Origin of the sequence: Pseudomonas monteilii (assembly GCA_001534745.1) — a bacterium.
GTDB classification, from domain to species: Bacteria; Pseudomonadota; Gammaproteobacteria; order Pseudomonadales; family Pseudomonadaceae; genus Aquipseudomonas; species Aquipseudomonas alabamensis.
Genome location: CP013997.1, coordinates 2,140,261 through 2,165,248, shown reverse-complemented (window position 1 = coordinate 2,165,248; position 24,988 = coordinate 2,140,261). Strand labels below are relative to the sequence as shown.

At 53.4% G+C, this 24,988-nt stretch carries 25 protein-coding genes and 1 pseudogene; 4 read left to right on the top strand and 22 right to left on the bottom strand.

Annotated elements, in window-relative coordinates:
- Window positions 1-87: 87 nt before the first annotated feature.
- Window positions 88-1,224: an epoxide hydrolase gene (locus tag APT63_09450; protein AMA45834.1), complete on the top strand. Its 1,137-nt coding sequence runs from the start codon at window positions 88-90 to the stop codon at window positions 1,222-1,224.
- Window positions 1,221-2,399, top strand: coding sequence for a cytoplasmic protein (locus APT63_09445; GenBank protein ID AMA47844.1), 1,179 nt, complete (start codon window positions 1,221-1,223; stop codon window positions 2,397-2,399). Before APT63_09450 ends, APT63_09445 begins: the two co-directional genes overlap by 4 nt.
- 70 nt (window positions 2,400-2,469) lie before the next feature.
- Here APT63_09445 and APT63_09440 read toward each other — a convergent pair whose 3' ends face one another.
- From APT63_09440 to APT63_09430, 3 genes are all read right to left on the bottom strand, one after another.
- The gene (locus tag APT63_09440) at window positions 2,470-3,156 is read right to left on the bottom strand and encodes a hypothetical protein (protein AMA45833.1); all 687 of its coding nucleotides are present in this window, start codon (window positions 3,154-3,156) and stop codon (window positions 2,470-2,472) included.
- A 271-nt stretch (window positions 3,157-3,427) separates the two neighbouring features.
- On the bottom strand, window positions 3,428-4,114 hold the full coding sequence (locus APT63_09435) for a hypothetical protein (protein ID AMA45832.1): 687 nt from the start codon (window positions 4,112-4,114) through the stop codon (window positions 3,428-3,430).
- Between the two features lie 108 nt (window positions 4,115-4,222).
- The gene (locus tag APT63_09430) at window positions 4,223-4,507 is read right to left on the bottom strand and encodes a hypothetical protein (GenBank protein AMA45831.1); all 285 of its coding nucleotides are present in this window, start codon (window positions 4,505-4,507) and stop codon (window positions 4,223-4,225) included.
- Between the two features lie 30 nt (window positions 4,508-4,537).
- Between APT63_09430 and APT63_09425 the strand changes: the two genes are divergently transcribed.
- Window positions 4,538-4,792 (top strand): hypothetical protein, encoded by a 255-nt coding sequence (locus tag APT63_09425; protein AMA45830.1) that lies wholly within the window; start codon window positions 4,538-4,540, stop codon window positions 4,790-4,792.
- Window positions 4,793-4,924: 132 nt separating this feature from the next.
- On the opposite strand, the gene APT63_09420 is transcribed toward APT63_09425, so the two are convergent.
- The 13 genes and pseudogenes from APT63_09420 to APT63_09360 form a co-directional block, all read right to left on the bottom strand.
- On the bottom strand, window positions 4,925-5,650 hold the full coding sequence (locus APT63_09420) for a hypothetical protein (GenBank protein AMA45829.1): 726 nt from the start codon (window positions 5,648-5,650) through the stop codon (window positions 4,925-4,927).
- 149 nt (window positions 5,651-5,799) lie between these two features.
- Window positions 5,800-6,524, bottom strand: a pseudogene (locus APT63_09415) (hypothetical protein).
- A gap of 114 nt (window positions 6,525-6,638) precedes the next feature.
- Window positions 6,639-7,325, bottom strand: a complete 687-nt coding sequence (locus APT63_09410) for a hypothetical protein (protein AMA45828.1) — start codon at window positions 7,323-7,325, stop codon at window positions 6,639-6,641.
- Window positions 7,326-7,428: 103 nt separating this feature from the next.
- Entirely contained in the window at window positions 7,429-8,094 is a 666-nt protein-coding gene (locus APT63_09405) for a hypothetical protein (GenBank protein AMA45827.1), read from the bottom strand.
- Window positions 8,095-8,490: 396 nt separating this feature from the next.
- Window positions 8,491-8,730, bottom strand: a complete 240-nt coding sequence (locus tag APT63_09400) for a hypothetical protein (GenBank protein ID AMA45826.1) — start codon at window positions 8,728-8,730, stop codon at window positions 8,491-8,493.
- A 279-nt stretch (window positions 8,731-9,009) separates the two neighbouring features.
- On the bottom strand, window positions 9,010-9,360 hold the full coding sequence (locus APT63_09395; protein AMA45825.1) for a hypothetical protein: 351 nt from the start codon (window positions 9,358-9,360) through the stop codon (window positions 9,010-9,012).
- A gap of 1,051 nt (window positions 9,361-10,411) precedes the next feature.
- A complete protein-coding gene (locus APT63_09390; protein ID AMA45824.1) occupies window positions 10,412-10,726 on the bottom strand; it encodes a hypothetical protein in 315 nt (104 codons plus the stop codon).
- Window positions 10,727-10,777: 51 nt separating this feature from the next.
- Window positions 10,778-11,203, bottom strand: a complete 426-nt coding sequence (locus tag APT63_09385) for a hypothetical protein (GenBank protein AMA47843.1) — start codon at window positions 11,201-11,203, stop codon at window positions 10,778-10,780.
- A gap of 313 nt (window positions 11,204-11,516) precedes the next feature.
- On the bottom strand, window positions 11,517-12,194 hold the full coding sequence (locus tag APT63_09380; protein ID AMA45823.1) for a hypothetical protein: 678 nt from the start codon (window positions 12,192-12,194) through the stop codon (window positions 11,517-11,519).
- 113 nt (window positions 12,195-12,307) lie between these two features.
- Window positions 12,308-13,072 (bottom strand): hypothetical protein, encoded by a 765-nt coding sequence (locus APT63_09375; protein ID AMA45822.1) that lies wholly within the window; start codon window positions 13,070-13,072, stop codon window positions 12,308-12,310.
- 188 nt (window positions 13,073-13,260) lie between these two features.
- Complete coding sequence (locus tag APT63_09370; protein AMA45821.1) at window positions 13,261-13,692, bottom strand: hypothetical protein; 432 nt, start codon at window positions 13,690-13,692, stop codon at window positions 13,261-13,263.
- A 660-nt stretch (window positions 13,693-14,352) separates the two neighbouring features.
- On the bottom strand, window positions 14,353-14,814 hold the full coding sequence (locus tag APT63_09365; GenBank protein AMA45820.1) for a hypothetical protein: 462 nt from the start codon (window positions 14,812-14,814) through the stop codon (window positions 14,353-14,355).
- Between the two features lie 244 nt (window positions 14,815-15,058).
- Entirely contained in the window at window positions 15,059-15,538 is a 480-nt protein-coding gene (locus APT63_09360) for a hypothetical protein (GenBank protein AMA45819.1), read from the bottom strand.
- A 120-nt stretch (window positions 15,539-15,658) separates the two neighbouring features.
- Here APT63_09360 and APT63_09355 point away from each other — a divergent pair, with 120 nt between their 5' ends.
- Complete coding sequence (locus APT63_09355; GenBank protein AMA45818.1) at window positions 15,659-15,844, top strand: hypothetical protein; 186 nt, start codon at window positions 15,659-15,661, stop codon at window positions 15,842-15,844.
- A gap of 855 nt (window positions 15,845-16,699) precedes the next feature.
- On the opposite strand, the gene APT63_09350 is transcribed toward APT63_09355, so the two are convergent.
- From APT63_09350 to APT63_09325, 6 genes are all read right to left on the bottom strand, one after another.
- Entirely contained in the window at window positions 16,700-17,047 is a 348-nt protein-coding gene (locus tag APT63_09350) for a hypothetical protein (GenBank protein AMA45817.1), read from the bottom strand.
- 163 nt (window positions 17,048-17,210) lie between these two features.
- On the bottom strand, window positions 17,211-17,495 hold the full coding sequence (locus tag APT63_09345) for a hypothetical protein (GenBank protein ID AMA45816.1): 285 nt from the start codon (window positions 17,493-17,495) through the stop codon (window positions 17,211-17,213).
- A 124-nt stretch (window positions 17,496-17,619) separates the two neighbouring features.
- Window positions 17,620-21,852 carry a type IV secretion protein Rhs gene (locus APT63_09340; GenBank protein AMA45815.1) on the bottom strand — a complete coding sequence of 1,411 codons (4,233 nt, stop codon included), beginning with the start codon at window positions 21,850-21,852 and terminating at the stop codon, window positions 17,620-17,622.
- A gap of 4 nt (window positions 21,853-21,856) precedes the next feature.
- On the bottom strand, window positions 21,857-22,318 hold the full coding sequence (locus APT63_09335) for a hypothetical protein (GenBank protein AMA47842.1): 462 nt from the start codon (window positions 22,316-22,318) through the stop codon (window positions 21,857-21,859).
- Window positions 22,319-22,347: 29 nt separating this feature from the next.
- Entirely contained in the window at window positions 22,348-22,944 is a 597-nt protein-coding gene (locus APT63_09330; protein ID AMA45814.1) for a hypothetical protein, read from the bottom strand.
- A gap of 12 nt (window positions 22,945-22,956) precedes the next feature.
- Window positions 22,957-24,813, bottom strand: coding sequence for a type IV secretion protein Rhs (locus APT63_09325; GenBank protein ID AMA45813.1), 1,857 nt, complete (start codon window positions 24,811-24,813; stop codon window positions 22,957-22,959).
- Window positions 24,814-24,988: the final 175 nt, after the last annotated feature.

Genomic DNA, 24,988 nt, shown 5'->3' with positions numbered 1-24,988 from the left:
CGTTGGCAGGGCGCGTCGAGCGGCGCTCTCTGGAATTTTGTGACCGTGGTGACGTTCCAAACGGTTCTGGCCACAGGAGCGCACAGGATGAAGCCTTTCACGATCTCGGTACCGGACGCGCGGTTGACCGCCCTCCAGCAGAAAGTGGCCCAGTTCGACTGGGATCGGCTGCCCGACACGGGTGGCTGGCGATCGGGCGTCGGCAAGGCCGATCTGCGCCGTCTGGTGGAGCACTGGCTGACGCGCTTCGACTGGCGCGCCGTGGAGCGGCGACTCAACGCCCTGCCCCACTTCATCACCGAGGTGGCCGGCGAACCGCTCCACTTCATCCACGCTCGGGGCGATGGGCGCAAACCACCGGTGTTGCTGCTGCATGGCTGGCCGGGTTCGTTCATCGAATTCGAAGCGCTGATCGCGCCGCTCGCGGCGGACGGCCACGATGTGGTCGTGCCGTCGCTGCCAGGGTTCGCCTTCTCCACGCCCATCGCCGACCTGGTCGGCCCGCGCCAGGCCGGCGAACGGCTGCATGCGTTGATGCAGCAGCTGTTCGGCAGCACCCGCTACGTCGTCCAGGGCGGTGACTGGGGCGCGCACATCGCCAGCTGGATGGCCCACGACCGCCCGGATGCCCTGCTCGGCATACACCTGAACATGGTGAACATCCTGGCGCAGGGCACCACCCCCACCACGCCCGAAGCGCAAGACCTGCTGGCCCGTCGCGAGGCGCTGCTGGACCGGGAGTCCGGCTACAGCCACGAGCAGCGCACACGCCCGCAGACCCTGGGCGTCGCCCTGGCCGACAGCCCGATCGGGGCGGCGGCCTGGATCCTGGAGAAGTTCGGCCAATGGGCGGACCTGCCCACACGGGACGACGGCAGCCCGGACCTGTGGGCGCAGTTCGACGAAGACACGCTGCTGACCAACATCATGCTCTACCTGGCCACGCCCGCAGTGGTGACCGCCCAGTGGATCTATCAGGGCCAGCAGGAAGAAGGATCGACGCAGTTCGCCGCCGGTACGCGGGTGAACACGCCAGTGGGTATCGCGGCGTTCCCCGACCCCGTGTTCCTGCCCACGCCACGCTCGCTCGCCGAACAGACCTACAACGTCGTCCACTACAGCACGCCGCCCAAGGGCGGCCACTTCGCCGCCCTGGAGCAGCCGGCGCTCATGCTGGCCGACCTGCGTGCATTCATCGCCTCGCTGGCGGGAGGCCGCGCCTGATCACGCTGTCCCAGGCCGACGCACGGCGCCTCGCGCTGACGGCCCAAGGCTTCAACAAGGCCGGTGACCGCGACCGTGTGCCCGACCCGGCGCGGCTGCGGCGTGTCATCCGTCAGCTGGGGCTGCTGCAGATCGACAGCGTCAACGTCCTGGCCCGTGCGCACTACCTGCCGTTGTACTCGCGCCTGGGCGCCTACGCACGCACCGACCTGGACCGCTTCATGGTCGAGCGGCCCAAGCGCTTCTTCGAGTACTGGGGGCACGAGGCCTCGCTCCTGCCGGTCGAGTGCCACCCGCTGCTGCGCTGGCGAATGGCGCGTGCACGGGCAGGCCAAGGCATCTGGCGGCCGCTCCAGCCCTTTGCCGCCGAGCGACGCAGCGAGGCCGAGGCCCTGCTCGCCCACATCGCGACCCACGGGCCGCTCGCCGCTTCGGCCCTGGCCAGTGCCACCGCACGCTCCACGGGCATGTGGGCGTGGAGCGCCACCAAGCATGCCCTGGAGTGGCTGTTCTGGGCCGGCCTGGTGGCCGCCTCCCATCGCCGCGGCAACTTCGAGCGGGTCTACGACCTCCCCGAGCGCGTGCTGCCCCGAGCGATCCTCGAAACGCCCACACCCTCTGCCGAAGCGGCCCACCGCGCCCTGCTGGCACGCGCTGCCCAGGCCCTCGGGGTAGCCACCGCAGGCGATATGCGCGACTACTTCCGCCTGCCCGCCGCCGACATGCCCACTCCTCTTGCGCAACTGGTCGAAGACGGGACGCTGATCCCGGTCCGCGTCCAGGGCTGGCGCCAGCAGGCCTATCTGCACCGCGACGCCCGCCTGGGTCGACGACTGGGCGGCACGGCACTGCTCTCGCCGTTCGACCCGCTGATCTGGCAGCGCGAGCGTACGGAGCGCCTGTTCGACTTTCGCTACCGGCTCGAGATCTACACGCCTGCGCACCAGCGGGAGCATGGCTATTACGTTCTGCCGTTCATGCTGGACGGGGCGTTGGTGGCGAGGGTGGATTTGAAGGCGATGCGTCAGGAGGGTCGGCTGGTGGTGCGTCAGGCCAGTCTGGAGCCGGGTGCGGGTGAACCGGTCGTGGAGGCGCTGCGGGCCGAACTGGAGCGGATGGCGGGGTGGTTGGGGTTGGAGGCGGTGGATTCGGCGGTGCCGGGGGTGTCGCGCTAGCAGGGTTAGTAAGGGCGCTGTGCGACGTATGAGAGTGACAAGCGCCAATCAGCGTCGGCTCTCCAGGACATCAGCGCTGGGCGAATGCGTTCAACGTCGAATCCTCCAAAAAGATCGACATCCATGCGTCCATGTAGACCCAGAGATCGATGTCGCATGTCGGTGTATCGGGCTCTTCATGCCACCAGATGAAGGCTTCACCTTTCCAGGCACCCTGCCCTACCGCCAGATAATCCCCCGCGCCGCTCGAGAAGATCGCTGTCATGTCAGGGAGGCCTGGGTAGTCGTCGTCGCACATGTCCTTGATCGAAACGAACGCCTCGACCGGAGACGGCCCCATGTCGCCGCCAATGTAGAACCCGAATCCATCGTGCAACCTTGTGTAGAACTCGATGACGTGGCCTGGAATTTCAGGATGTTTTTCGAAGGCCTGGCTGTCAGGACCCAGTGGGGCGCCGCCCAGGTACAGGTAGAGGTCGTCGTTACTGTCATAGACGTAGACGAGATAAGGCCGATCACCGACTGCCAGGAGCGTTCCCAGCACACAGTCGTGCACCCATTCACCTACCCAGGGCAGGCGCTGGGTGAAGTGGCGCCAGGCTAACGGAATGCATGTCCTGTCGGCGTCCATTGGGCCGAAATGACGCCACGCCTCCGGAACATTAACCGTGAGTGGCACCTCGGCGGGTAAAAAATAGAGGTCGTGCGCGTTCAGTTTGGCGGCGATGCGAGCCTTCTGGGCGTCAGTCCATGGCATGTGAGGTTCCTTGTCGTCGTGCGTGTCGATAAGTGCGTTTATCAGGAGGCTGCGTGTCGAGCGCTGGGCGCGCTTCAATTCTAACCCGTTCAGGCAGGCCCCAGATTCATCGAGACGTTGACTAACTTAGTCCAACCTCACCTGCATTAATTCCAGCAACGCCTGGGTCGTCACGGAATGCCGATGGCTGTAGGCGCTGAGCAATAGAAGAGGCACGGGCGTAGCAGGACCCATACCGTCTCGAGATACCCTTACCTAACTAGGAATGAAGTCAATCCTCGAACAACCCATTCCCATCAGAACACTCCAGGAAGATCGACATCCACGCATCCATGATGTCCCACACGTTCTTTTCCGGAGAGGGCTCATCCGGTTTTTCGTGCCACCAGATAAAGACCTGCCCCTCCCAAGCCTCCTCGCCCAGCGCCAGATAATCGCCAGCGCCGCTCGAGAAGATACTCATCATGTCGGGAAGACCAGGATAATCTTCATCACACAGATCCTTTATAGGAACAAAATCTTCGACATGTGAAGGCCCCATGGTGCACCCGATATAAAATCCGAAGCCATCGTGCAGATCACGGTAAAAACATTTCAGCTTTTCCGGAACATGGGCAAATCCGTCGATTCTGGCGCTGTCAGCCCCCAGTGGTGCTCCCCCCATGTAGAAATTCAGCTGCCCCGCTTCCCTGTAGACGTACATCAGATAAGGCCTGTCTTTTACTGCAAGCACAGTTCCTGAGACACACTGATCGATCCAGCCACACACCCAGGGCAACTGTTCGGCATAGTTGGCCCACTCGGTGGGTACACAGGACTTCTCGCCATCCGCAGGGCCAAAACCGCGCCACTGTTCAGGCAGCTTAAGTCCAGAAGGCAGGTCGGCAGGCGTGAAATAGACCTCGTACTCCTTCAATTCTTCGAGGATTTCCAGCTTCTGTGATTCAGTCCATGTCACGATGTATTCCTTGCAAAAAATGCCACTCAAAGGGCATGAGCTGACGCACCAGGGCGGCACGTCATGCATGAGCGCTGCGGGGCACGGCGCTCAAACGTGCATAGGGTGTCAAGACAGCTTCACCAGGGCTTCGTCTCGCAGCACCGTCTCTTCCAGAAAGATTGCCATCCAGGCGTCCATGACCTCAAACACATCGATCTCCAACTCGGGCGCTTCGGGGTCTTCATGCCACCACACCAACCCTTCAGAGCCTTTCGGGCACTTGGTATCCAGCGCAACGAAGTCTCCGCCTCCGCTGGAGAACACCGTGAGCCAGTGTTCAGCAAACGAGACATCCTCTTCGTCGACGAGTTCGGACACGTAAATCATGTCGCTCAGCTTCCGAGGGCCCATTGATCGAGCGGGGAAAAACGTATACCCGTCATGCAAGTGCGTGTAAAAGGCTTGAAGTTTTTCCGGAAGATTCCTGAAGTGATCTGTTTCACACAGACTTGGCTCAACGGGTGCACCACCCAGATAATAGTAAAGGCCACTGGCATTATGAAAAACATACAGCAATTCCAGTTCTTCACCGACCAGCAGTGCCGTCCCCAGAAGGCATTCGGTGTGAATCTCGACTACAGAAGGAAACTCATCGACAAACTGGTTCCATGCTTTCGGGTAATTGGGCGTACCTGAATGACAAAGCCCAAAGCCACTCCAGGCCGCTGGGACTTCAATGTCCGCAGGCACATCCGATGGGTCGAAAAAAACGCTTCGCCCCGGAAAAGCCTCGCCGACGCGTTGAAGTACCTTATCCACTAGTGCCATTTATCCTCCTGAATGGATTCGGGGTTCGGTTCTTGAACCGCCTTCTTGCCCAGTAACACATACGTCTGAGTCCTCTAGGAAAATCGACATCCACGAATCCATGTAAGCCCACAAATCGAGATCGCGTGCAGGCTCGTCGGGCTTTTCATGCCACCAGATGAAGACCTCACCGCTCGCAGCGCCTTCACCCAGCGCCAGGTAGTCTCCAGCGCCACTCGAAAAGATCGCCGTCATGTCAGGCAGATCTGGATAGTCCTCGTCGCACAAATCCTTGATCGAAACGAACTGTTCGACCTGGGACGGCCCCATCGTGCAGCCGATATAGAACCCGAACCCGTTGTGCAGCTCGCCATAGAATTTTTTCAGGCTATCGGGAAACCCCTCTCGCCCCTCGAGCGCAGTGCTTCCTTCCCCCAAAGGCGCTCCACCCATGTAGAAATACAGATTGCCCTCGCCGCTGAACACATACATGAGAAAGGGCTTGTCGCGTACCGCCAATACCGTCCCCAGTACGCAATTATCGACCCACGTCGATACCCAGGGCAGCCATTCAGCGTAATGACGCCATGCGTCAGGCGTGCAGCGTTTGCCCGACTCGGCAGGACCAAAGTTCAGCCATTGTTTAGGAAAGGATAGGGTTTCAGGCACCTCTTCCAAGGAGAAGTAGACCTCGTATTCCTTAAGCTCTTCGACGATGGCTTGCTTCATTGCTTCAGACCATTTCATGCGTGCCTCCTTGCTCATTCAGACAGCTTTCGCGCAGCGTTTGCGCCACAGCGCATGCGCATGCGCATGCAGCCGACGGTTTGGGTCCTCACTGGGCCCAGGAAGGTCTGGATGCTCTCGCGGCCCATTACCCGTGCCCACGAATTGTCTCATTCACCGAATGCGAATCGGGTCAGTGCCTCGACAAGTAAAGGGAATTCAAGATATTCCTCATCTTTTCCATTCCGCATCAGTAAAAAGACATCCTGCGCGGGAGAAAGGACTTCCATTACCTGGCCCTGATAGTTTGTAATCTCAATGAACCCATTCGTCACACCATTGAGCTCACTGATCTCCTGCAAAAGCTCTGACCACTGGTGAAACGCACCCGCCTCATCTGTGCCCCCATCCGTTTCAGGGTTGTCAAAGTAGACAAGCAACTTAGGATGCGCTTTTCTCTTCCAATCCAATACTGGCACATAATGAAAGCGTATTTCCCTGAAATCATCCTCGGATTCAGACCCTGAAAATTCGCACCGATGGATTGGCACACACCAGTAAAGCGCGCGTCTGTCGACACCGTCAACGCCCTTGAGGTAACCGTGGTAGTGAGAGGGCACAATCATGAGGTGCGTGAAGGTACTTGCCGATGTTTTGAGGTCGACAATCGTCGGTGTCGAAGACGCCACACACCCTGCGGAAGCCGAGGCAATGACATCCAGAGCCAGCGAGGTGATCACGTGGTCCTGGGAGACGACAATCAAATCCTTTTCCCCGAAAGCACACAACCAATAATTATACGTATGCGGCTGCATTTCATCCTGGAAAAATATACGTTTCCAGCCAATACCTCGACACTGTCGTAAGTCTTGAGCAATGCGTTTCGAGAGATCATGAACGGTTTACGCTGTTCGTCGTGAGCGGCATAGTTCAGTGAAGAGGCGAGTCCTTACAGCAGCGGCGAAAATTCGGCAGCGCCTGTCGATACACGCTTTCGTGAGATTCATGATTACTGCCTGGACAGCGCATTCATCTCGGAGTCTTCCAGAAAAATCGACATCCATGCATCCATTACCCCCCACACATCCTCGTTTCGCGTTGGTGTATCGGGTTCTTCGTGAAACCACATGAAGAACACGCCCGCCCAAGCCCCTTCGCCCAGTGCCAAGTAATCCCCCGCGCCGCTCGAGAAGAAACTCACCATATCTGGAAAACCCGGATAGTCCTCATCACACAGGTCTTTTATAGGGACAAAATCCTCGACGTGAGAAGGCCCCATCGTGCAGCCTATGTAAAATCCAAAGCCATCGTGCAGATCTCGGTAAAAATCCTTCAACTGCTGTGGAAGATGGGCGCATTTATTGAGCTTCGTATTACCTGCTCCTAATGGCACACCACCTCTGTAAAAATACAGCTCGTCTTCCTTGCTGTAAACGTACATGAGGTAAGGCTGGTCTTTTACCGCAACCACGGTCCCTAGCACGCATTGCTCGATCCAGCCACATACCCAGGGCAGCTGTTCGGCATAGTTGGCCCACTCGGTGGGTACACAGGATTTCTCGCCATCCGCGGGGCCAAAACCGCGCCACTGTTCAGGCAGCTCAAGTCCATAAGGCAGGTCGGCAGGCGTGAAGTAGACCTCGTACTCCTTCAATTCATCGAGGATCTCCAGCTTCTGTGATTCAGTCCATGTCATGCTGTAATCCTTGCAAGGGTATGCTCGGCGGGCCTGGGCTCATGCACAGTGGCCTGCTGAATGGCTACACGCAGGCAACCGTGCATCGCGTCCTCTACACGCTTCAAACGACAGATCCATGCCAATGCATCTGTGCCCTCGCCTGCCCATCGAAAACGAAGCGGTTCACGGCGTCCATCAACTGTGGTAGTGACACTGCTGTCTCATCGCTGCGATGGCGGATCAGAGTGAACTGGTCCTGTCCAGGGGACAGCACTTCGATGACCTCGCCCGCGTAGTTCGTGATCTCGATAAAGCCGCTGACGACCCCGTTCAGGTTGCCGATCTCCGACAGCAGGGTGGAGTACGTCATCAGTACGCCTTGTTCATCCGTGCCTGCGCCCGTTACCGGATTGTCGAAATACACCCTGATCTTGGGGGACACCGGCCTGTTCCAGCGAAACGGGTATACCGTGCGCTCAAGCATGGCCTTGAACTCATGCGCTGATTCGTCACCCGAGAATTCACAGCGGTGGATGGGCACGCAGAGGTACAGGCGTTCGCGTTTGGCATCGAACCGACCTTTGAAGACGCCGTGATAGGTATTGGGCAGCACCAATGCCTGCGTGAACCCATAGGGGTTTGCCGTCAGGTCAAACCTCGACACCCTGTCCTGGCTGAAATCGCCCGAGGCCTGGCGGATAACGTCCATGGCGAACGCTCTGTCGACGATCGCTTCAGAGATCACCAGCAAGTCTCTCTCTGGCGTGCTTTTCAGGCAAATGGTCATCGAATGTTTCGGCCAATCGTAATTGAAAGAAGTAATGACCCGCGTGCGTCTCTACATCTGAATAAGACTGCCGTATGTCAGCTTCATGGAGCATGGTTCACCTTGCCTCCCTGCTGATCGGTTGCTGGATAAATCGACCGGTGGACGATTGCGTTCAAGCGTGCCCACAGTCTGCTCGAAAGCGTGTCTGTGGATATTTTGGTCGAATGGATGATATCGCCGCCGAACCCCTTAAGCAATATTCGCATTTGTCGCTGGAAGCTTTAATCGAGCAAAGCTGTGCCTAGTGTTTTACCCACGACATCAAGATAGTGCAAGAACATCACATTTAGAGCACACAACAATCGCTCTCACCCCGCGAATAAAGCGATAAAGATCGCTTGCGGCCTCAGTCAATTATTTGCTTTTCAGCAATGCCGCCAAATCAGAGAAGCTCATTTCAATATTCGGATACTCATCATCTTCAACAAAATATTCTAACAAAATGGTTTTGGATGAAAAATCGAACGTGAGATAAACGAGGTTTAACCTAATAACCTTTTTATCAGTAGCCTCAATGTTATGCAGGATGAGACTCTTAATCCTCTGACTATTGGAGATTGACTCTTTCAAAGCGGCTATCAAATTTTCTTCCATTTAAAAACACCGGCTAACAAAAATATAGTTAGAAGACAATTCCAAGCCACCCTTTTGCATCATTGAATGACATATGCTCCTAGTTGATACTCCGCAAACATTCTTCCTACATCTTGCAAAGGCTTACATATCAGCCCTTTCTATTTTTAGGCCCCCTGCCCTATGCAAGGAATTACTGCTCGGCGCATATTGATAAAGGGTAAACCGTCGTTTAGCCCTATCGGATTCTGTGTGATGAATCGTGCACATCAGGTTCATTGTCTACCCTTCAATGAAGGATTATCCATACGCCCCCTCTTGCTGGGCTTTATCGATAAATAAGCTTTGTAGATCGCCCTGAATTTCCTCGCCATCTAGGAACAAAACGAAATCCCCGTCGAGGTCATTAGGAAAGTGAACGCCATCAAAAGCTCCAAAAATTGAAGAGGCGGTGTCTGCCATGACGACCTTCATAAAATTGATGATATCCATCTTCTGGGCATCGCTCAGCGAAGCCATCGCATTGCGCGCCAGGCCGTAGGGGTCTATGTCATTATCGGCAGGCTTGGTGAGCCAGTCTTTGTACTGGCGAAAATGCTCCCCAAACAACTCAGAAGAGATTGCGTTTATAAACTGCTCATCTTTACTCATCGCGGCCAGGCTCCTAGCTTCACATTTCTGGACACAGGGATTTGTTCATTTCGATCAAGTGCTTAATGCGGCACCTAAGTAAGCCTGGATAAACGCGACTCAGCCCTTTGATATAGCGCGCAAATTTACCTATTAGCAAATATGCAATCCGGCATTACCATATACTTCACCAATGATTAAAGCCCATTGATTCCACGATAACTATTGTCGTACTCAACCATTACATTGCCAACAAGTTGAATGCTAGCACTGTATAGATCAGTATTGCTGTAAGTAATTCTCAACCAAAGCATAACCAGACACCCCCATCAGCAGATGATCTTTATAATCGTTTATGTCTAAAATCCGCACCGGAAACCCTTTTCGATAAAGGGTCCCGGCCATATTGAACTCTAATGCTTTATATTTTTCATCTGAAATAGCCCCACCCTGTAGTCGTGGCCAACCCCCTGACACCAAGCTTTCTACAGAAGTAAATATAACTGAAACCTCACCGTTCCAATCTTTGAATCTCAAATATTCTTTGTCTTCATAAACTCTAAAATCATTGCTTACTGATTTCACAGCAAAAGCAAAAATTTTTCTAAACTTGTTACCTATGCTATCAGTGCCCAACCAAAGTATCTGGGCTACAGCAAATCGCCCATCCTTCATAGGAATTGCGAAATAGTCCCCTTGACAAAACCTGGCATTATCTCTCATAACCCTACCCTTTTCATCTCGACCAATGTGCCCAGAAAGATAGCTCTACTCCAGCTAAGACTGTGACCTCCCATACCTTATAGTAGGTCTAAGCACCCAGCGCTATTCAAGACGCTTGCGCTTTCCTGCAGCATTCAATCTGCCATTTAGCTCTACTCTTTGAGCAAGGATCAGCCACACGAGCTTTTTTGTATTTGAATGGCAGCTTTTTTCGTTATGACGGTCCTTTCGAACGCTGAGGACGTAAGCTTTAACGCCTTGTCTAATTCGGCATTCAAAATGCAGCCTATTGTTAAAGTCATAAATCGCCTACACTGAGGACATTTGCTTTTCTATTGGACAACAGATTTTAAAACTCTAGAAATGCGTCGTTTTCAATGAAGTATTTGAAGGCTATAAAATAGTCGTCGATGGTAGCGTCAGGGAGTTGCTGATTTGTATATTCAATCACGTCTTGTATCATAGAAGTCTCCAAGGTTTCAATCCACCCTTCACTTGCTACTTGAGGAGGAAGATAGTCCGTAGAGCCTGGTTCAAAATCACGACTGTCTAAAGAAAAAGCGCCTTGTGTGTCCAGCGTCCAGCTCGAACTGGGCAGAAAGAACCAAGCCTCGGGTACCTTGTCAGGATTTTCGAGAACTTCCCTTATGCGATAGGTCTTCATGATCACCTCAGCACCCTATGATTTGCAATTCAAAGATCCAATCAGCCCAAGCTAACCGTAAAAATAATCCACGAACCGCCTTCTATTGTCATCACCCAAGATTGGAGTGATTTCGCTATTCACTCTGGCCATGAACGTAGTGCTGATGCCGTCGTCATTCGAAATGTCGAAAATATCAAATTCGTCATAGACAATATCGATTAACTTGGTCAGCGCCGAAATAAAGTCGGCCAGTGAGTCAGCAATCTTGAATGGCTCCACGCAATCGAAGCTCGCCAGCACGGGGGTGTTTTTAACATTAGTAACCGCTATGATTGGCTTGCCACCACCTCTATCATCCATTATGACTACGTCTTGAGCTGGCCACTCATCGTTCAAGACCAGCCCGCCTGTGTTGTTAATCCATCGGTAGCCAGTCTGCGCCTTTTCAAGCGCTGTGACGTCAAATAGTTTCAAGGGCGTAAGGCCGGTTTCGATCTGAACCCCATGTGGCTCGCTTTGATTGTAAAAAGCCTCAAGCTCAACGGAACAGGGAAGCGCTGGAGGCCAGCGAGTCGATGCGTCATCTGACGCTAAAAAACGTCCAGAAATTTTATGTTTGGCGTGTACAGCGCTCAGTCCTTTCAATACGTCGCTAATAGTATCCATTGTAAGCTATACCTTTATCCGCAAAAATCACTTCCTATGCTCTATCGACGATGTCTTCGAAGATCACCAGCAAGTTTCTCTCTGGCGTGTTTTCAGGCAATGGTCGTCCGTACAAGCTTTTATGGATTTTGAAAGCTCCCACTTAACAGCCATTCATCTCGGAATCTTCCAGAAAGATCGACATCCATGTATCCATGATTCCCCATAGGTCGTCTTTTCGAACAGGAGCATCGGGCTTTTCGTGCCACCATATAAAGAAATCACCCTCCCACGCTTTCCTACCTAACGCTAGGTAGTCTCCAGCGCCGCTTGAGAAGAAGCTTACCATATCAGGAAAATCCGAATAGTCTTCATCACACAGATCTTTTATGGGGGTAAAATCTTCAACTTGGGAAGGCCCCATGGTACACCCTATATAAAACCCGAAGCCATCATGTAGATCACGGTAAAATTCTTTCAATTTTTCTGGGAGGTGTGCATATTCATTGAGCTGTAGGTCACTTGCCCCCAAAGGCACCCCACCCATATAGAAACTCACCAACCCGTGGTCCCTATAAACGTACATGAGGTAGGGCTTGTCCTTTACCGCAATCACGGTCCCTAGCACGCACTGTTCGATCCAGGCACATACCCAGGGCAGCAGGTCAGCATACTTGACCCACTCGGCAGGGACGCAGGATTTCTCGCCATCTGCAGGACCAAAGTTACGCCACTCCAAAGGCAGTTCAAACCCGGAAGTCAGATCGGCAGGCGTGAAATAAACCTCGTATCCTTGCAATTTGTCGAGCATCTCCGACTTCTGCGACTCAGTCCACGTCATGCTGTATTCCTTACCAGGGTACGCCCTGCGGCGTAGGCTCATGTACCTTAGCCTGCTTTATAGGTACACGCAGGCGCTCATGCATTGCGTCAGTGCGCCATCATCGACACGTCTCAAACGACAGATCCGCGCCAGCGCATCTGCGCCCTCGCCCGCCCATCGAAAACGAAGCGGTTCAAGGCGTCCATCAACTGTGGTAGTGACACTGCTACTGCTGTCTCATCGCTACGATGGCGGATCAGGGTGAACTGGTTCTGCCCAGGGAACAGCACTTCGATGACCTCGCCTGCGTAGTTCGTGATCTCGATAAAGCCGTTGACGACCCCGTTCAGGTTGCCGATCTCCGACAGCATGGTGGAGTACGTCATCAGTACGCCTTCTTCATCCGTGCCTGCGCCCGTTATCGGATTGTCGAAGTACACCCTGATCTTGGGGGACACCGGCCTGTTCCAGCGAAACGGGTATACCGTGCGCTCAAGCATGGCCTTGAACTCATCCGCTGATTCATCACCCGAGAATTCACAGCGGTGGATGGGCACGCAGAGGTACAGGCGTTCGCGCTTGGCGTCGAACCGACCTTTGAAGGCGCCGTGATAGGTGTTGGGCAACACCAACGCCTGTGTGAACCCATAGGGGTTTGCCTTCAGGTCGAACCTCGACACCCTGTCCTGACTGAAGTCGCCCGAGGCCTGGCGGATCAAGTCCATGGCGAACGCTCTGTCGACGATCGCTTCGGAGATCACCAGCAAATCCACGTCTGCGGTGCTCTTCAAACAATACTCATAAAAAGTTTTAGCCAAATGCAGCTGAAAAAAGTAGTGACCCGCGTGCGTCTCTACATCTGAATAGGACTGCCGTATGTCCGCTTCATCGAACATGATTCACCTTGCCTCCTTGCTCATATGCAGTTAAAAAACGACCGGCAAGTGATTGCGATTGAGCGTGTTCACGTGCTAGGCAGAAATTTGTCCGAGGGAGTGATGTCCTGACCGGACACAGAGACTCAGCGCCGCGGCCCGCCACCGAAATAATTTCACAGCCTTTGAAAAATCTCAAAAGCCAAAAATCATTCACCAACAATATCATTGACATCCGAATTTTCTAAAACAATCGCCATCCAATAATCCATATACTCCCATAAATTGAGATTCCGCTCGGGCTGATCTGGCTCTTCATGCCACCATATAAATACCTCGCCACTGGCGTCTCCTTCACCTAAAGCCATATAATCCCCAGCACCATTTGAAAAAATCGCCATCATGTCAGGCAGGTCTGGATACTCGTCATCACACAAATCTTTAATTGGAATAAAGTCTTCAACCTGTGACAGCCCCATGGTGCAGCCTATATAAAAACCAAAGCCATTGTGCAGCTCACAGTAAAACCTCTTCAAACTTTCAGGAAAACCAATATACTTATCAAGCCTGACATCACCTGCACGCAGGGGCTCTCCGCCCATATAGTAATAAAATTTCCCATCCTTGCTGTATACATACATCAAATAGGGTCTATCACTGATCGCCAAGACCGTACCTAGCACACAGCTATCGACCCACCAAGAGACCCAGGGCAGACACTTTCTATAATTACCCCATTCAGCGGGAACAGAGGATTCGCCAATTTTTGCCGGGCCAAAATTGCGCCACTGGTCGGGAAATACAATATTCGGAGGGACCTCATCCGCTGAGAAATATATATCATATTCCTTCAGCTTTCTCATCGTAGCCCGTTTCATTTCTTCAGACCATTTCACTCTAACCAACCCTAATAATTTTGAATTATTTTATTGATGTGCGTATACAGTTCTACCTCAAGCCTAGCGAATTTCTCAATCATATGCTTGCGAAATACAGGCTCGACATATAGATTATATTTCTTAATATTATCCCCACTCGGCATTTGCTGGCTCAGGTCAATAGCTGACGATCAAAATCCAGAAAACAATAAGATCAATCTTGGCTACTGGTTATAGTTGGATGGTCCTATAATCCAATATCCTATCCGATACTTCCTCAGCGCTTAGGTCTTCCTGGAAGATATAATTAGCTGCCTGAGGATCTGCAACGCTATTGCACAGAACATCAATATCGTGGTCTGCTTCACCTTCAGCACCTTCATTGCGTTGTATTTTTTTCAATCAACTCGATAAATTCTTCTCTCACATAAGAGTGGAGTAGATAAGCTTGAGTTGAGCTCCATATTTTTTTGCTCCGGGCACCCGGGTAGCTTTCAAATAAGCTTCCAGACCGTCCTGGTCAAACTGCAAAAAATACAGCTCGATCAGATATAAATTTATAAAACTTCTGTAAAATCCTATTTCCTCTATAAGAACAGATTCTTCATCCTCAGGATGCTTGCCTTCCTCTTCATGACCTGACCCACTAAGCAGCTTTAGTTTTTTGGCGATGTAGTTACAAACCAGCCTGGGATTTTTAGCGAGATTTTCGATAGCGGAAATACTTAAATTGGCCAACTTTAAGTTATCGGCATCAAACTGCAACACTACGTCGGGAATATCCTCTTCGACCACGTGGATGGTTAGATGTTTACGCGATTGCTCCAGCAGATTCACATAGATTTCGCTGTTGATCCACTGCCTGATAGCTTCCACAGATGCCATTTTTCCCCCTTCAAGAACCTTGGCTAGGATCCTGCCTGTATACCTGAACGCGTTGAACGCTTCAGTTTTCCAAGGTACCAACGTATCTAGATTGTCTGTGCTATAGGCATTATTGCCGATTTATCGCTGCAAATTGTCTTTAGGATGGAGCTTTATTGAATATCTTAGACCTTCTAACGACGCTATCTCCGCCATCATTGTTGTACCAAGTAAATGTACTGCCTAGCCTAAAATCACGTTCGTTTCATTGATCAGCGCAATCCGTGCTAGCAGCACTAAACGCATCGCTGAGTAGCTTGGCGTATTTTTTGGCTTTAGGTATCCGAGTTGATTTCAAATAAGGCTCTAGCCCATGTGGATGAAAAATTAAAAAATGCAACTCTATCAGATAGGCGTTGAGAAAATTTTTATAAAAAGGAAGCTCTTCTATGACCACGCTTTTTTCGTCTTCAGGGTGCATCCCTTCCTGCTCATCCTCTGTCCCCTCCAAAGACTTTAGCTTCTCACGTACATAATTGCATACCAGCTCGGTCTTTCCAGCGATGTTGGAAATTTGAGCCAACTCTAGTCTTGACAGACTCAAGCTATCCGCATCGAATTGCAAAAGAATGTCAGGTACGGCGTCATCATTAATCTGCAGACTTAATTTTTCAACAAGGCAGTTTAGCAGGCACCTGTACTCCTTGCTGTTCACCCAGTTGCTAACCTCCTCTACTTTAATCATGGGTCACTCCTCGCAACTATTTTTGATGAAATACTGCCTGCCTCTGTCTCTCTCGCAAAGTATCGGTCATGTGCATCTATTGTTGGTTCATCCGTTGGAGCATCGGGCATTGAATATATCGTGCAGGTCCATGCTGCCATTGATCCGCGTGCTTGTGCCAGCTTTATAGGTAAGGACCAGCTCTCCTTTGTCAGGCTCATTCTCGATGGCTCTTACGCCGTCCAATACACAAAGAAACCCGAATATCGACTCTTCCACAGAGAATCTTACGAGGTTTTCTACCAATGCTTTTTCTTCTGGGTTTAGCCTTCTGTAAAACGCTGACATCTTTGCCAAGCCATCCTCTGGCTTTCTTCCAGGCGGTGACTCCAATACTGAAATTACATCTTCCACCGCAGCGTTGACGACTGTCAGATCAATTGCGTTTATGAAACTGACTGAATCCATCGTGTTCCCTTTCTTGAAAAGGTTCAGGCAACCATGCCTCTTTCAATTCAAAGCCATCAAGCTCTAAAGCTTACGCCTCGAACGTTGTTAATTTCAAAAATAGATTTTACTCGAGAATTAACAACAATAGTCGTTGCTTGCTCTTCAGCCCTTACAACATCACTAGGCAGCTCGCAATTTTCTTTCAACACTATTACTTCAAACCATTTTGGCCCTTCTGGGAGATAGCTAAGCAATGGCCTACTGAAAGACTTCTCCAAATCGAACGCTGGTGCGATTTTCGTAATATGGAGTAGCTTGTAGCCGAGCTGTACCTCACCACCTACAACCAATTCCGCATCTATAAATTGCACACCTGAGATGTCTTCTCGCATCATAAGCTCGCAGAGCCTAGGGGAGATTAATTTACCTCCGTCAGCATAGAAAAAATCATAAGTTAACAATCTCTTCGTGCTAACTTTTTTTGCCGCCTCAAACCTCACCTTCACACATTTTTCTATAGGCGCACCACCACTAAAGATAATAAGATCTTCTGCAGAAAGTATTTTAATTTTCAGCCAATAACTTTCTGGATAATCTTCTGAAATGGTGAGGATGTAGTTTTTAAGCACCATCTACCCCACGAAAATAAATTTATACAACCCCCGTGAATGATCCTAGCAGGCGGACTTTCTTACGCCTGAGCAAGTAAATAGCGCTCGAGGCAATAGAGGCTCACTCTCGAGCCGCATCATCTTGCGCCTTACCGATAAATATATCCTGCAAGTCTCCTTGAATTTCTTCACCCTCTACACTTAAAACGAAATCACCGTCGAACTCACCAGGAAAATGGACTCCATCTATGGTTCCGAAAACCACGGAAACACTATCAGCAATCACTACCTTCAAAAAGTTTATGATATCCATTTTTTGAGATTCGCTTAGAGAAACCATTGCTTTTCTCGCTAAATTGTATGGATCATCATTGTCGTTCGGAGGTAGCGCAAGATGCTCTTTGTAATAAGCAAAATTATCTTTGAAAAGCTCGGAATAAATTGCATTGACAAAATCTTTATCTGTCACAAAAACTCCTAATCGATATTCAGCGGCATCCTCAAGCTTACCGCTAGTCTAGGTTCCGTTCGGACCAACCAATTCCTGCAATCATCGTCACCCTGCGGGCCCAACTATCGAAGACTTATTTCTAGTTGCATCAGACTTGAAAATTATTACCTAATTAAATTTTTCAGACATAGGTCCTACACCATTCCCCCTCATCCTTAAAATCACGCTTCAAAAGCATGAATACCCCGTTCCTTTTAGAAAAGGTCAATCTATATGTAGGCTTCAAGCCTCTAAGTTTTTCGATCACAACTAAAATCTTATTGGCATCTACGCTTATGACTTCCACTTTATCGTGAACATGATCATACTCCGGTATTTTCCCACAAACCAAATTCTCTAATCGATCGTAGTTTCTGCTACCTCTCACAACATATTTATCGAAAATTTTGAGCAAATCCTCTCTCATCCTACTCTCCAGTTCTGAGCTAGTGGCATCGCAAGATACATTCATCCATTTTTCATAATAATTCATTTCCCAATCGAACATCTTTTGCATAAAGCCTTTTAAAGTACTAGCAAAATCATCAGCGCTAGTTATTAAATTTCCTTCCATCTAAGTGCTCTCCATTCCTAAATAAATTATAAATTATCTGCGTGGGCCTGGTTTTATTTTCGCCATATTTAAAAATCAATTCTACATCAATCGCCCCCTCCTCTCTTACTCTTTTAGCGATAATTTTCTCGAAATCCCTAAATAAACCACGGTTGATCTTGGATAGCTGTGGGAATACCCAATCTTTACCGCCAGATCCCCCAAGAAGCTTACCGATTATATGACCGGCGTCATCATTAGGTCTTCCCATCATACGCGCCCATGCCCGTGAGCTGGCGTTTGTCGAAGTCCCACCCTTTCTTATGCTTTCCTCGGTTATCGTAGCGGTAGCTCTAAGAGGCTGTCCTTGCGGCCCACGTATCACATTCGTCTCTACACACCAACCTAACGGATCAAGCCATCCTGTAGAGTTAGGTGCATAGCCATACAAATTAGTTCCGCCCAGTAGCCCTATCGGATCCTGTGTGGTGAATCGCGCTACCTCGGGGTCATAGTAACGGAACGTATTGTAGTGCAGCCCTGTTTCATCGTCAAAAAACTGACCAGGAAACCTGAGCGGCTGATTAATTTCGTTTACCGTCGTACTTTCAATAATCCCCCAAGAACGGTACGTTACTTGCCAGACAATTTCACCTTCACTATCCGTCAGCTCTAGCGGAGTTCCAACCTGATCATTGTGAAAGTAATAGATTTTCTGTCCAACACCCTCCACTTGATCTACGCGCGCCAGAGGCGAGTAGCTGTACGATTCATACAAATATAGCGTCTCGCGCTCAGGCGAATGCTCACTCAATAAGCGTAAGCCCTGCCACATGAATCGCTTCTGTTCTTGCGCTCCTTGCGCTCCGGCTGTTTTCGCTATCCTGCGACCCAAGCTGTCATACCAGTATTCAGCGATACGCTTAAGCTTTCCATTAGTCCACGTTTCCGCTCGGACTAGTCGATTTTCGCAGTCATACTCAAATCGCTGCTCCGTAGCAGGCCCCGAGAACTTCTCGATCAGGTTACCCCACGCATCGTACCGATACTCGCAGTTGCGCCACTTAGCGATCCGGTTATCCGTGACCTTGGCAAACTGCCGCGCATTGAAATCCAGCCGGTTGCCTGCCGCGTCATAACGGAACTCTTCGCTGCTAAGAATCGAGCCCGTATCACGGCTGCGCAACTGCCCGTTGGCCTGATAGCTGTACCGCGTCTCACCGCGCAGCTTGTCCAGCGTGCGCACCAACTCCCCCGCTGGGTCGTACTCGTAACGGCGATGGATCGGGTTGTAGCGATGCTCCACATACAGCGCCGTCTGGACTCCCGCGTTATGCACCTGCGACAGCTTGTCGGCCGGCAGCGTCGAGGCGTACTGCCAGGCCTTGCGGCCCATGGCGTCATAGCCAAAGCAGCTGGTGAGCTTGCCTTGGGTGCGATACACCTCGCGGTGCAGGTCGTCACGTTCGATGTCGCTGATGACCTGTCCATCCAGGTTGATCTGGTGCAGATGACCACTGCCGTAATACAGGTGATTGACCCTGCGTCCATCGGGCAAGGTCAGCGTGGTCAGGTTGTCCAGCGGATCGTATTCATAGCCCAGGGTGCCGTCGGGCGTGATCTCCTGGGTCAGTCGCCCCAGGATGTCGTACGCGTACTCGAGCTTCTCCGGCAGGATGCCCATCGTGCGCTTGGCACGGCCTGTAGGCTGACGTTCGATACTCAGCAGGCGGTCGCTGTCATCGTAGGTGTAGAAGTGCTGGCCGTCCGTGTTGGTTCTGCTGATCAGCCGGCCAACTGTGTCGCGCTCGAATTCGGTGTGCCGCTCCGGGCGCTCGCCATTTTCGCCATAACCGATCTCATCCAGCCGGATGAGGTGACCGCTCACGTTATAGGCAAAACGCCGCGTCAGGTTATCTACCCGCACCTCTTCGCTCAAACGATCCGAAGCGTCGTAGGCGAAGCGGTAGCTGGCATTATTTTCGTTGACCAGCGCCGTTAGGCGGATGGCCTTGTCGTACTCATAGCGCACCCATTCGCCATTGGCATCCTGGCGCGCGCTGGGCAGGCCTCGGGCGGTGCGCTGAAGGCAGGTAGTCTGGCCCTTGCCGTCGGTGTGGGTGAGGACCTGGCCCAATGCGTTGTAGGTGAAGGTTTCCTTGCTGCCATCAGGGTGTGCGATGCGCAGTACCTCACCATCGGGCTTGCGCTCGAGGCGGGTGACGTTCTGCAAGGCATCGATGACTTCGACCAGATGCTGGCGCTCGTCGTAGCGGTACCAGGTGCTCTTGCCCGAGCAGTCCTGGAAGCGTTCGACCTGGGCGTAGCTGTTCCACCACAGGTATTTGGACTTGTGGGTGGGGTCGATGATGGTATGCGGCAGACCGTCCGGACTGTTCAGGTACTCGGTGACCTGCCCAAGTGGATCGGTCTCGGACAGCAGCGTGCCTTCGTCGTCGTACTGCGCTTTCCATACGCTGCCATCGGGGAAGCGGGTTTCGGTGACCAGAGGCGTTCCCAGGTGATGCTTGTAGCGGATGCTGCGCCCCAGTGGGTCGGTTTCTTCGATCAGCCGGGAGTACTCGTCGTACTTGAAGGCCAATCGATTATCGTCAGGCAGGGTGATGCCGATCAGGTTGCCAAACTCATCGAAATCCATGGCATAGCGTTCGCCGCCAAAGTCGCGGCTGGCGATGACACGATTATCCTTGTTGTACTGGACCTCCAGCTCACGCCCCAGCACGTCGGTCGCCCAGCGTGTACGCGTGGCAAAGTCGTAGCGAAACTGATAGTGCTCGCCATCCCCGGTCCAGTGCTCGACGACGCGGGATTTGCCGTCCAGGACTTCCCAGCGGTAGTCGCAGGTCAGGTCCAAGGCATTGGTGTGCTGGGTCATGAGCCCGTCGGTGTAGCTGAAGCGGCGCACCGTGTCGCCATTGCGGTTGATCACGGCGTTCAGTTGACCGTGATCGTCATAGCGGTAACGCACCAAGGTCTCGACAGCCACGTTGTCGACCACACGCTTCACGTCGGTCAGGCGGCCCAAGGGATGATCGTAGTGCAAGTGCACACGGTGCGGCCCGGGCGCGACGATGTCGGTCAGGCGGCCATCGGCACTGCGCATGAAGTGCAGGTAATGGCCAAAGACGTTTTCCATGCGCTGCAAGGGCACAGGCGTGTCGTCGTTCGGCACTTCGCCGAAGTAGAACAACAGATTGTCCAGTGTCTGCAGCAAGTAGTGCCCACCCTGGGTGCGCACCAGATGAATGCTTTCGTGGGGGTTGTAGATGCTTTGCCCAGGCTCAAGATCAACGAACGGAACGAGCCGACCCTGGTTGTCGGTGAGGTAGACGAACCCGCCGCAGCGGCTCAGGCTCTGCTCCCAAGGCAGAACCCAGCCTTTGCCCAGTACGCTATCGACGGTCAGGTCGCTGGCATAGAAGCGGGTCCACTCCAGAGGCATCAAGCCTGGAAGAGAAAAGTCGATTTCGTCGGTCAGCACCTTTCGGCCAATGGACAAGTCCACCGGGTTGCCAATGAACCCACCCAGGGCCCGGTCGATCGCAGGGCCGATGACGTACATGCCGGCGATGTAGCCAGTGATCATGGAAAGCCCCGTCCTCAAGGCGCAAGGCATCGCTGCCTTGAGGCCGGCTTGTAGTCCTAGCCTCCCCACGGCGGCAAGCGGACGCCCCATTGACGCAGCAAAAATCAGAAGATCGGCGCCTATCCGCATCTTGTCGGTGACTTCTTCATCCACCGGCAGATAGCGTTCAGTGCCGCCCCCGATGAATACATTGTTCGAGCCGGAAGAAATCCGTCCGCCGCAGGTCAGCTTGTCACCTTTGCGCGCGGCGGGCTTTCCATTGATGAAGACGTTGGTGGAGCCTTCGGCAACCCTCACCGTGGCTGGGTGTTTCTCGCACTTGGCCGTGCTATCGACGGCGACGGCTGCGTTGCGGTTGTTGATGAACACGTTCGGCGAACAGCCGGGCCTGTCGATCTGTCCTGCAGGTGATCCTTGCGAGGCCCCCCACGACTCGAGCAGTTGCGACGGCACGCTGGCCGTCAAGCCTATGATGGTGCCCAGCAGGAATCCGCCCAGCCCCCCCGTACACACCATGAACGAGCCGACCAGTGCCAGCCCGATGCCGATGGCTGCCCCAAGAAGAAACCCTGACAAGGCACTGGTGTGCTCGATTTCATCATGCAAACGCGCTGCTTCGAACATTGGATCAGCCCTGGGTCGAATGCTCTGGAATATCTGTCTGCCGAGGCACGAAGCTGCTCAAGAGCGCCTGCCAATTCTCGTCTTGCTCGGCAGTAAAGGCGTTTTGACTTGTCGTCGAGAGCACCAGAACTCGATCTGGACCGACTTCGACAGCCGCTTGACGCTGATGAATGGGTTTGTCGTCCTTCAGGTAGTGCGCCGTGATCTGTATCCCGATCAAGGACTGCGTGGGAGAAAGGGCCACGGGCGACTGATCGATGACCGTATAGCCGCGCAGTTGAGCGCCAATGAGTTGGACCTGGCGTGCCACGTAGGTGTCGAGGTCTTCCCCCGGCAGCATCGTATCGCGTGAAACACTGATGCTCAGCGCCGCAGGGATAGTGTTGTCTTGAATGAACAGATTGACCGTGCGGTCCTGAAAGCCGGTCGGCAACGTGATGGAGCCTTCGTGCATCTGATAATCCATGGGCGATACGTCCTTGAAAACATCAAAGGTCATGGGTGCTGGTACGTCGTCATGTTCGCCAACATGGCGTCGAATTCGGGCAGCCAGTCGGCCAGTGCCGATTCATTGGGGTCGATGAGCGTGGACACCTCGAGCCATTGGCGACCCGTATCCTCGGCCGTCATCAAGAGTGCGCCGACCGTGCGACCATAGCGGCGCTGTTGTCCGACGACGAAGGCATAGTCCAGGCTGATCGCGGGGTGGCCAGCCAGTACGTAGTCCGCTTGCCGCACCATGTCCAGGCCTGGATGGCGCTCATGCAAGCGCTGCTTGAGCTGGTCCGTGGCCTCGGCGAGTTCAGCGACTTTCAGCACACTCGTGATACACGCTGAAAATGAAACAGGACGGTGACCCCGCTCGAGCGTGGCTTCCATTTTCTGAAAGGTCATGTCACCGGGCAGGCGTAGCGTCAGCCCAGCAATGCACAGCGCATTGATACGGACGTCAGGCGTCAGTACTGGAGGAGGCGCCACGCGTGCGGCTTCCGCTTCCGCGTCAAGCCGCGCTTGTTCGGCCTGCTGCCGCGCCAGCGCTTCGGCAGCCTGTCGCTTTTGGTGCAACCTGTCGTAGATGTTGGGTCTGGTCATCAGAAAAGCGCCTCAATCTTCGTTGATATCAACGCGACCACCCTTGACCAACGTATGGTTGTTGCCGATGACGTTGACGTTGTCTGCCTGAAGCGTGATTTCCGTTGGCGTCAACTTGATCGTGCTGGTACCCACGACCAGCTCGATACTCTGTTGGGCGCTGACGTAAATGAGGTTCTCGTCGACTTTCAGCGTGTAGCTGCCTTTGGTGACATTCACCAAGGTGTCGCCCTGGATCTGCTCTTTGTGCTGACCGCTCACTTTGATCGTGCGGTTATTACCCACCTCATGGCGCTCATCCAGCTCGATCTCCGTATCCATGTTGCGCTCGGCATGCATGATGATCTGCTCGGCGCCCGCCTTGTCCTCGAAGCGGAAGAAGTTGGCCGTCGCGCCATCCCCCTTCATCGACCGCGTCAGGAACCCGCTCTGGGTCTTGTTCGCCGGCAACGACCACGGTGGGGTGTTGTTGCTGTTGTACAGGCTGCCCATGATCAACGGCCGGTCCGGATTGCCGTCGAGGAACACCACCACGACCTCGTCGCCCACGCGCGGAATCAGGATGCTGCCGAACCCGCCACTGGCGCCAGACTGCGCCACCCGCACCCAGCATGAACTCTGGTCGTTGAACTCGCCATTGCGGTCCCAGTGGAACTGCAACTTCACCCGGCCCAGCGCGTCGGTGTAGATCTCTTCACCCGGCGGGCCGACGACGATGGCCGTCTGTGGGCCGCTGATGACACCGCGTGGGGTCTGCTGGACAGGCCGGAAGGTGATCTTGCGGCGGATGCAGGTGAAGGCATTGCGATAGCCGGCCTCACCCTCATTGGAGTAATTGTTGCGCCCCCAGTGGTTGACCGACAGCAGCAGAAACGCCCGATCTTCCGGGGTATCGTTGTCATGGTCGTAATGCTGGGTGAGCTGGAAATGACGGCCTGGCTCCATGGCGCGGCAGTTGCTCTCGCCGCTGAAGGTCTTGCCGTGCACTTCCATCGCCTCGAGGCGATGACGGGCCTTGCGCGTCCCTTCGTCGAGGTCGGAATAGCCGTACAGCCCTTCGTACTCGAACATCTCGTACTGGCCGATCTCGCCTTGCTGGTTGATCGAGTCGAGCTGCACCAGGTGCGGGTTGCGCGGCTGCTTGTAGTCGAAGGACTTGAGGGTCAGTCGGGTCGGCTGCAGGCGGCGGCTGGACGACCACGCCGTGATCGAGTCGGCGGTCTCGGTGACCGAGGCGCTGTGGTAGCGGATCACCGGCTGGCGCTCCAGCGGCGGCAGCTCGCTGCTGTCGTCACTGATGATCATCCGGTGGCCTTCCTGGCTGTGCTCGAAGGTGAAGAACAGCCCCTCCTGCTCCAGCAGGCGCAGCACGAAGTTGAGGTCCGATTCCTGGTACTGGGTGCAGTAGCTGATGGGCTTGAGCGGCTTGCTCAGGCGGAACTCGTGCTCGGCAAGGGTCAGGTAGTACTCGAAGACTTCCTTGATGATCTGTTCGGTGGTCTTGTCCTGGAAGATGCGCGAGTCGCGGCGTCGGCTGAGGATCCAGATCCACGGCACCAGCTGGGCGGTGTAGTTGGCGATGCCGCCGTCGGCCCCGGTGTGCACGAAGTCGGAGACGTGCGCGCTGATGTAGCGTGTGCTGCCATCGGCCAGCGCAATGCCCAAGGTGACCTTCTTGCCGATCAGCTTCTTGAGTTCGATGCGCGCGTCCTGGGAGATCAGGTGCGCCTGGAAGCTGAACAGCTCGGAGATGGCTTCGCGGCCGGAGAAACTCAGGAGTTGCAGCTCCTGCTCGGGTGGCAGCGGCGAATCGAAGGTGAACAGCCGTTTGTGCTGGGAAAGCATCGACTCCAGCGCGTCCATCAACATATCACTGCATCCTGCATCAAGTGGAAAATCATCCTATGAAAGCGTGCCGAAACACACGTGTCAACAGGTTGGATCCCATCCACAGACGACCGTTCAATCTCGATCCGGTGGAAACCCCTTATCCAATCTGGCTTGCGGAGGAGGAACTAAAAATTGTGTCCAATTACATCAGTGG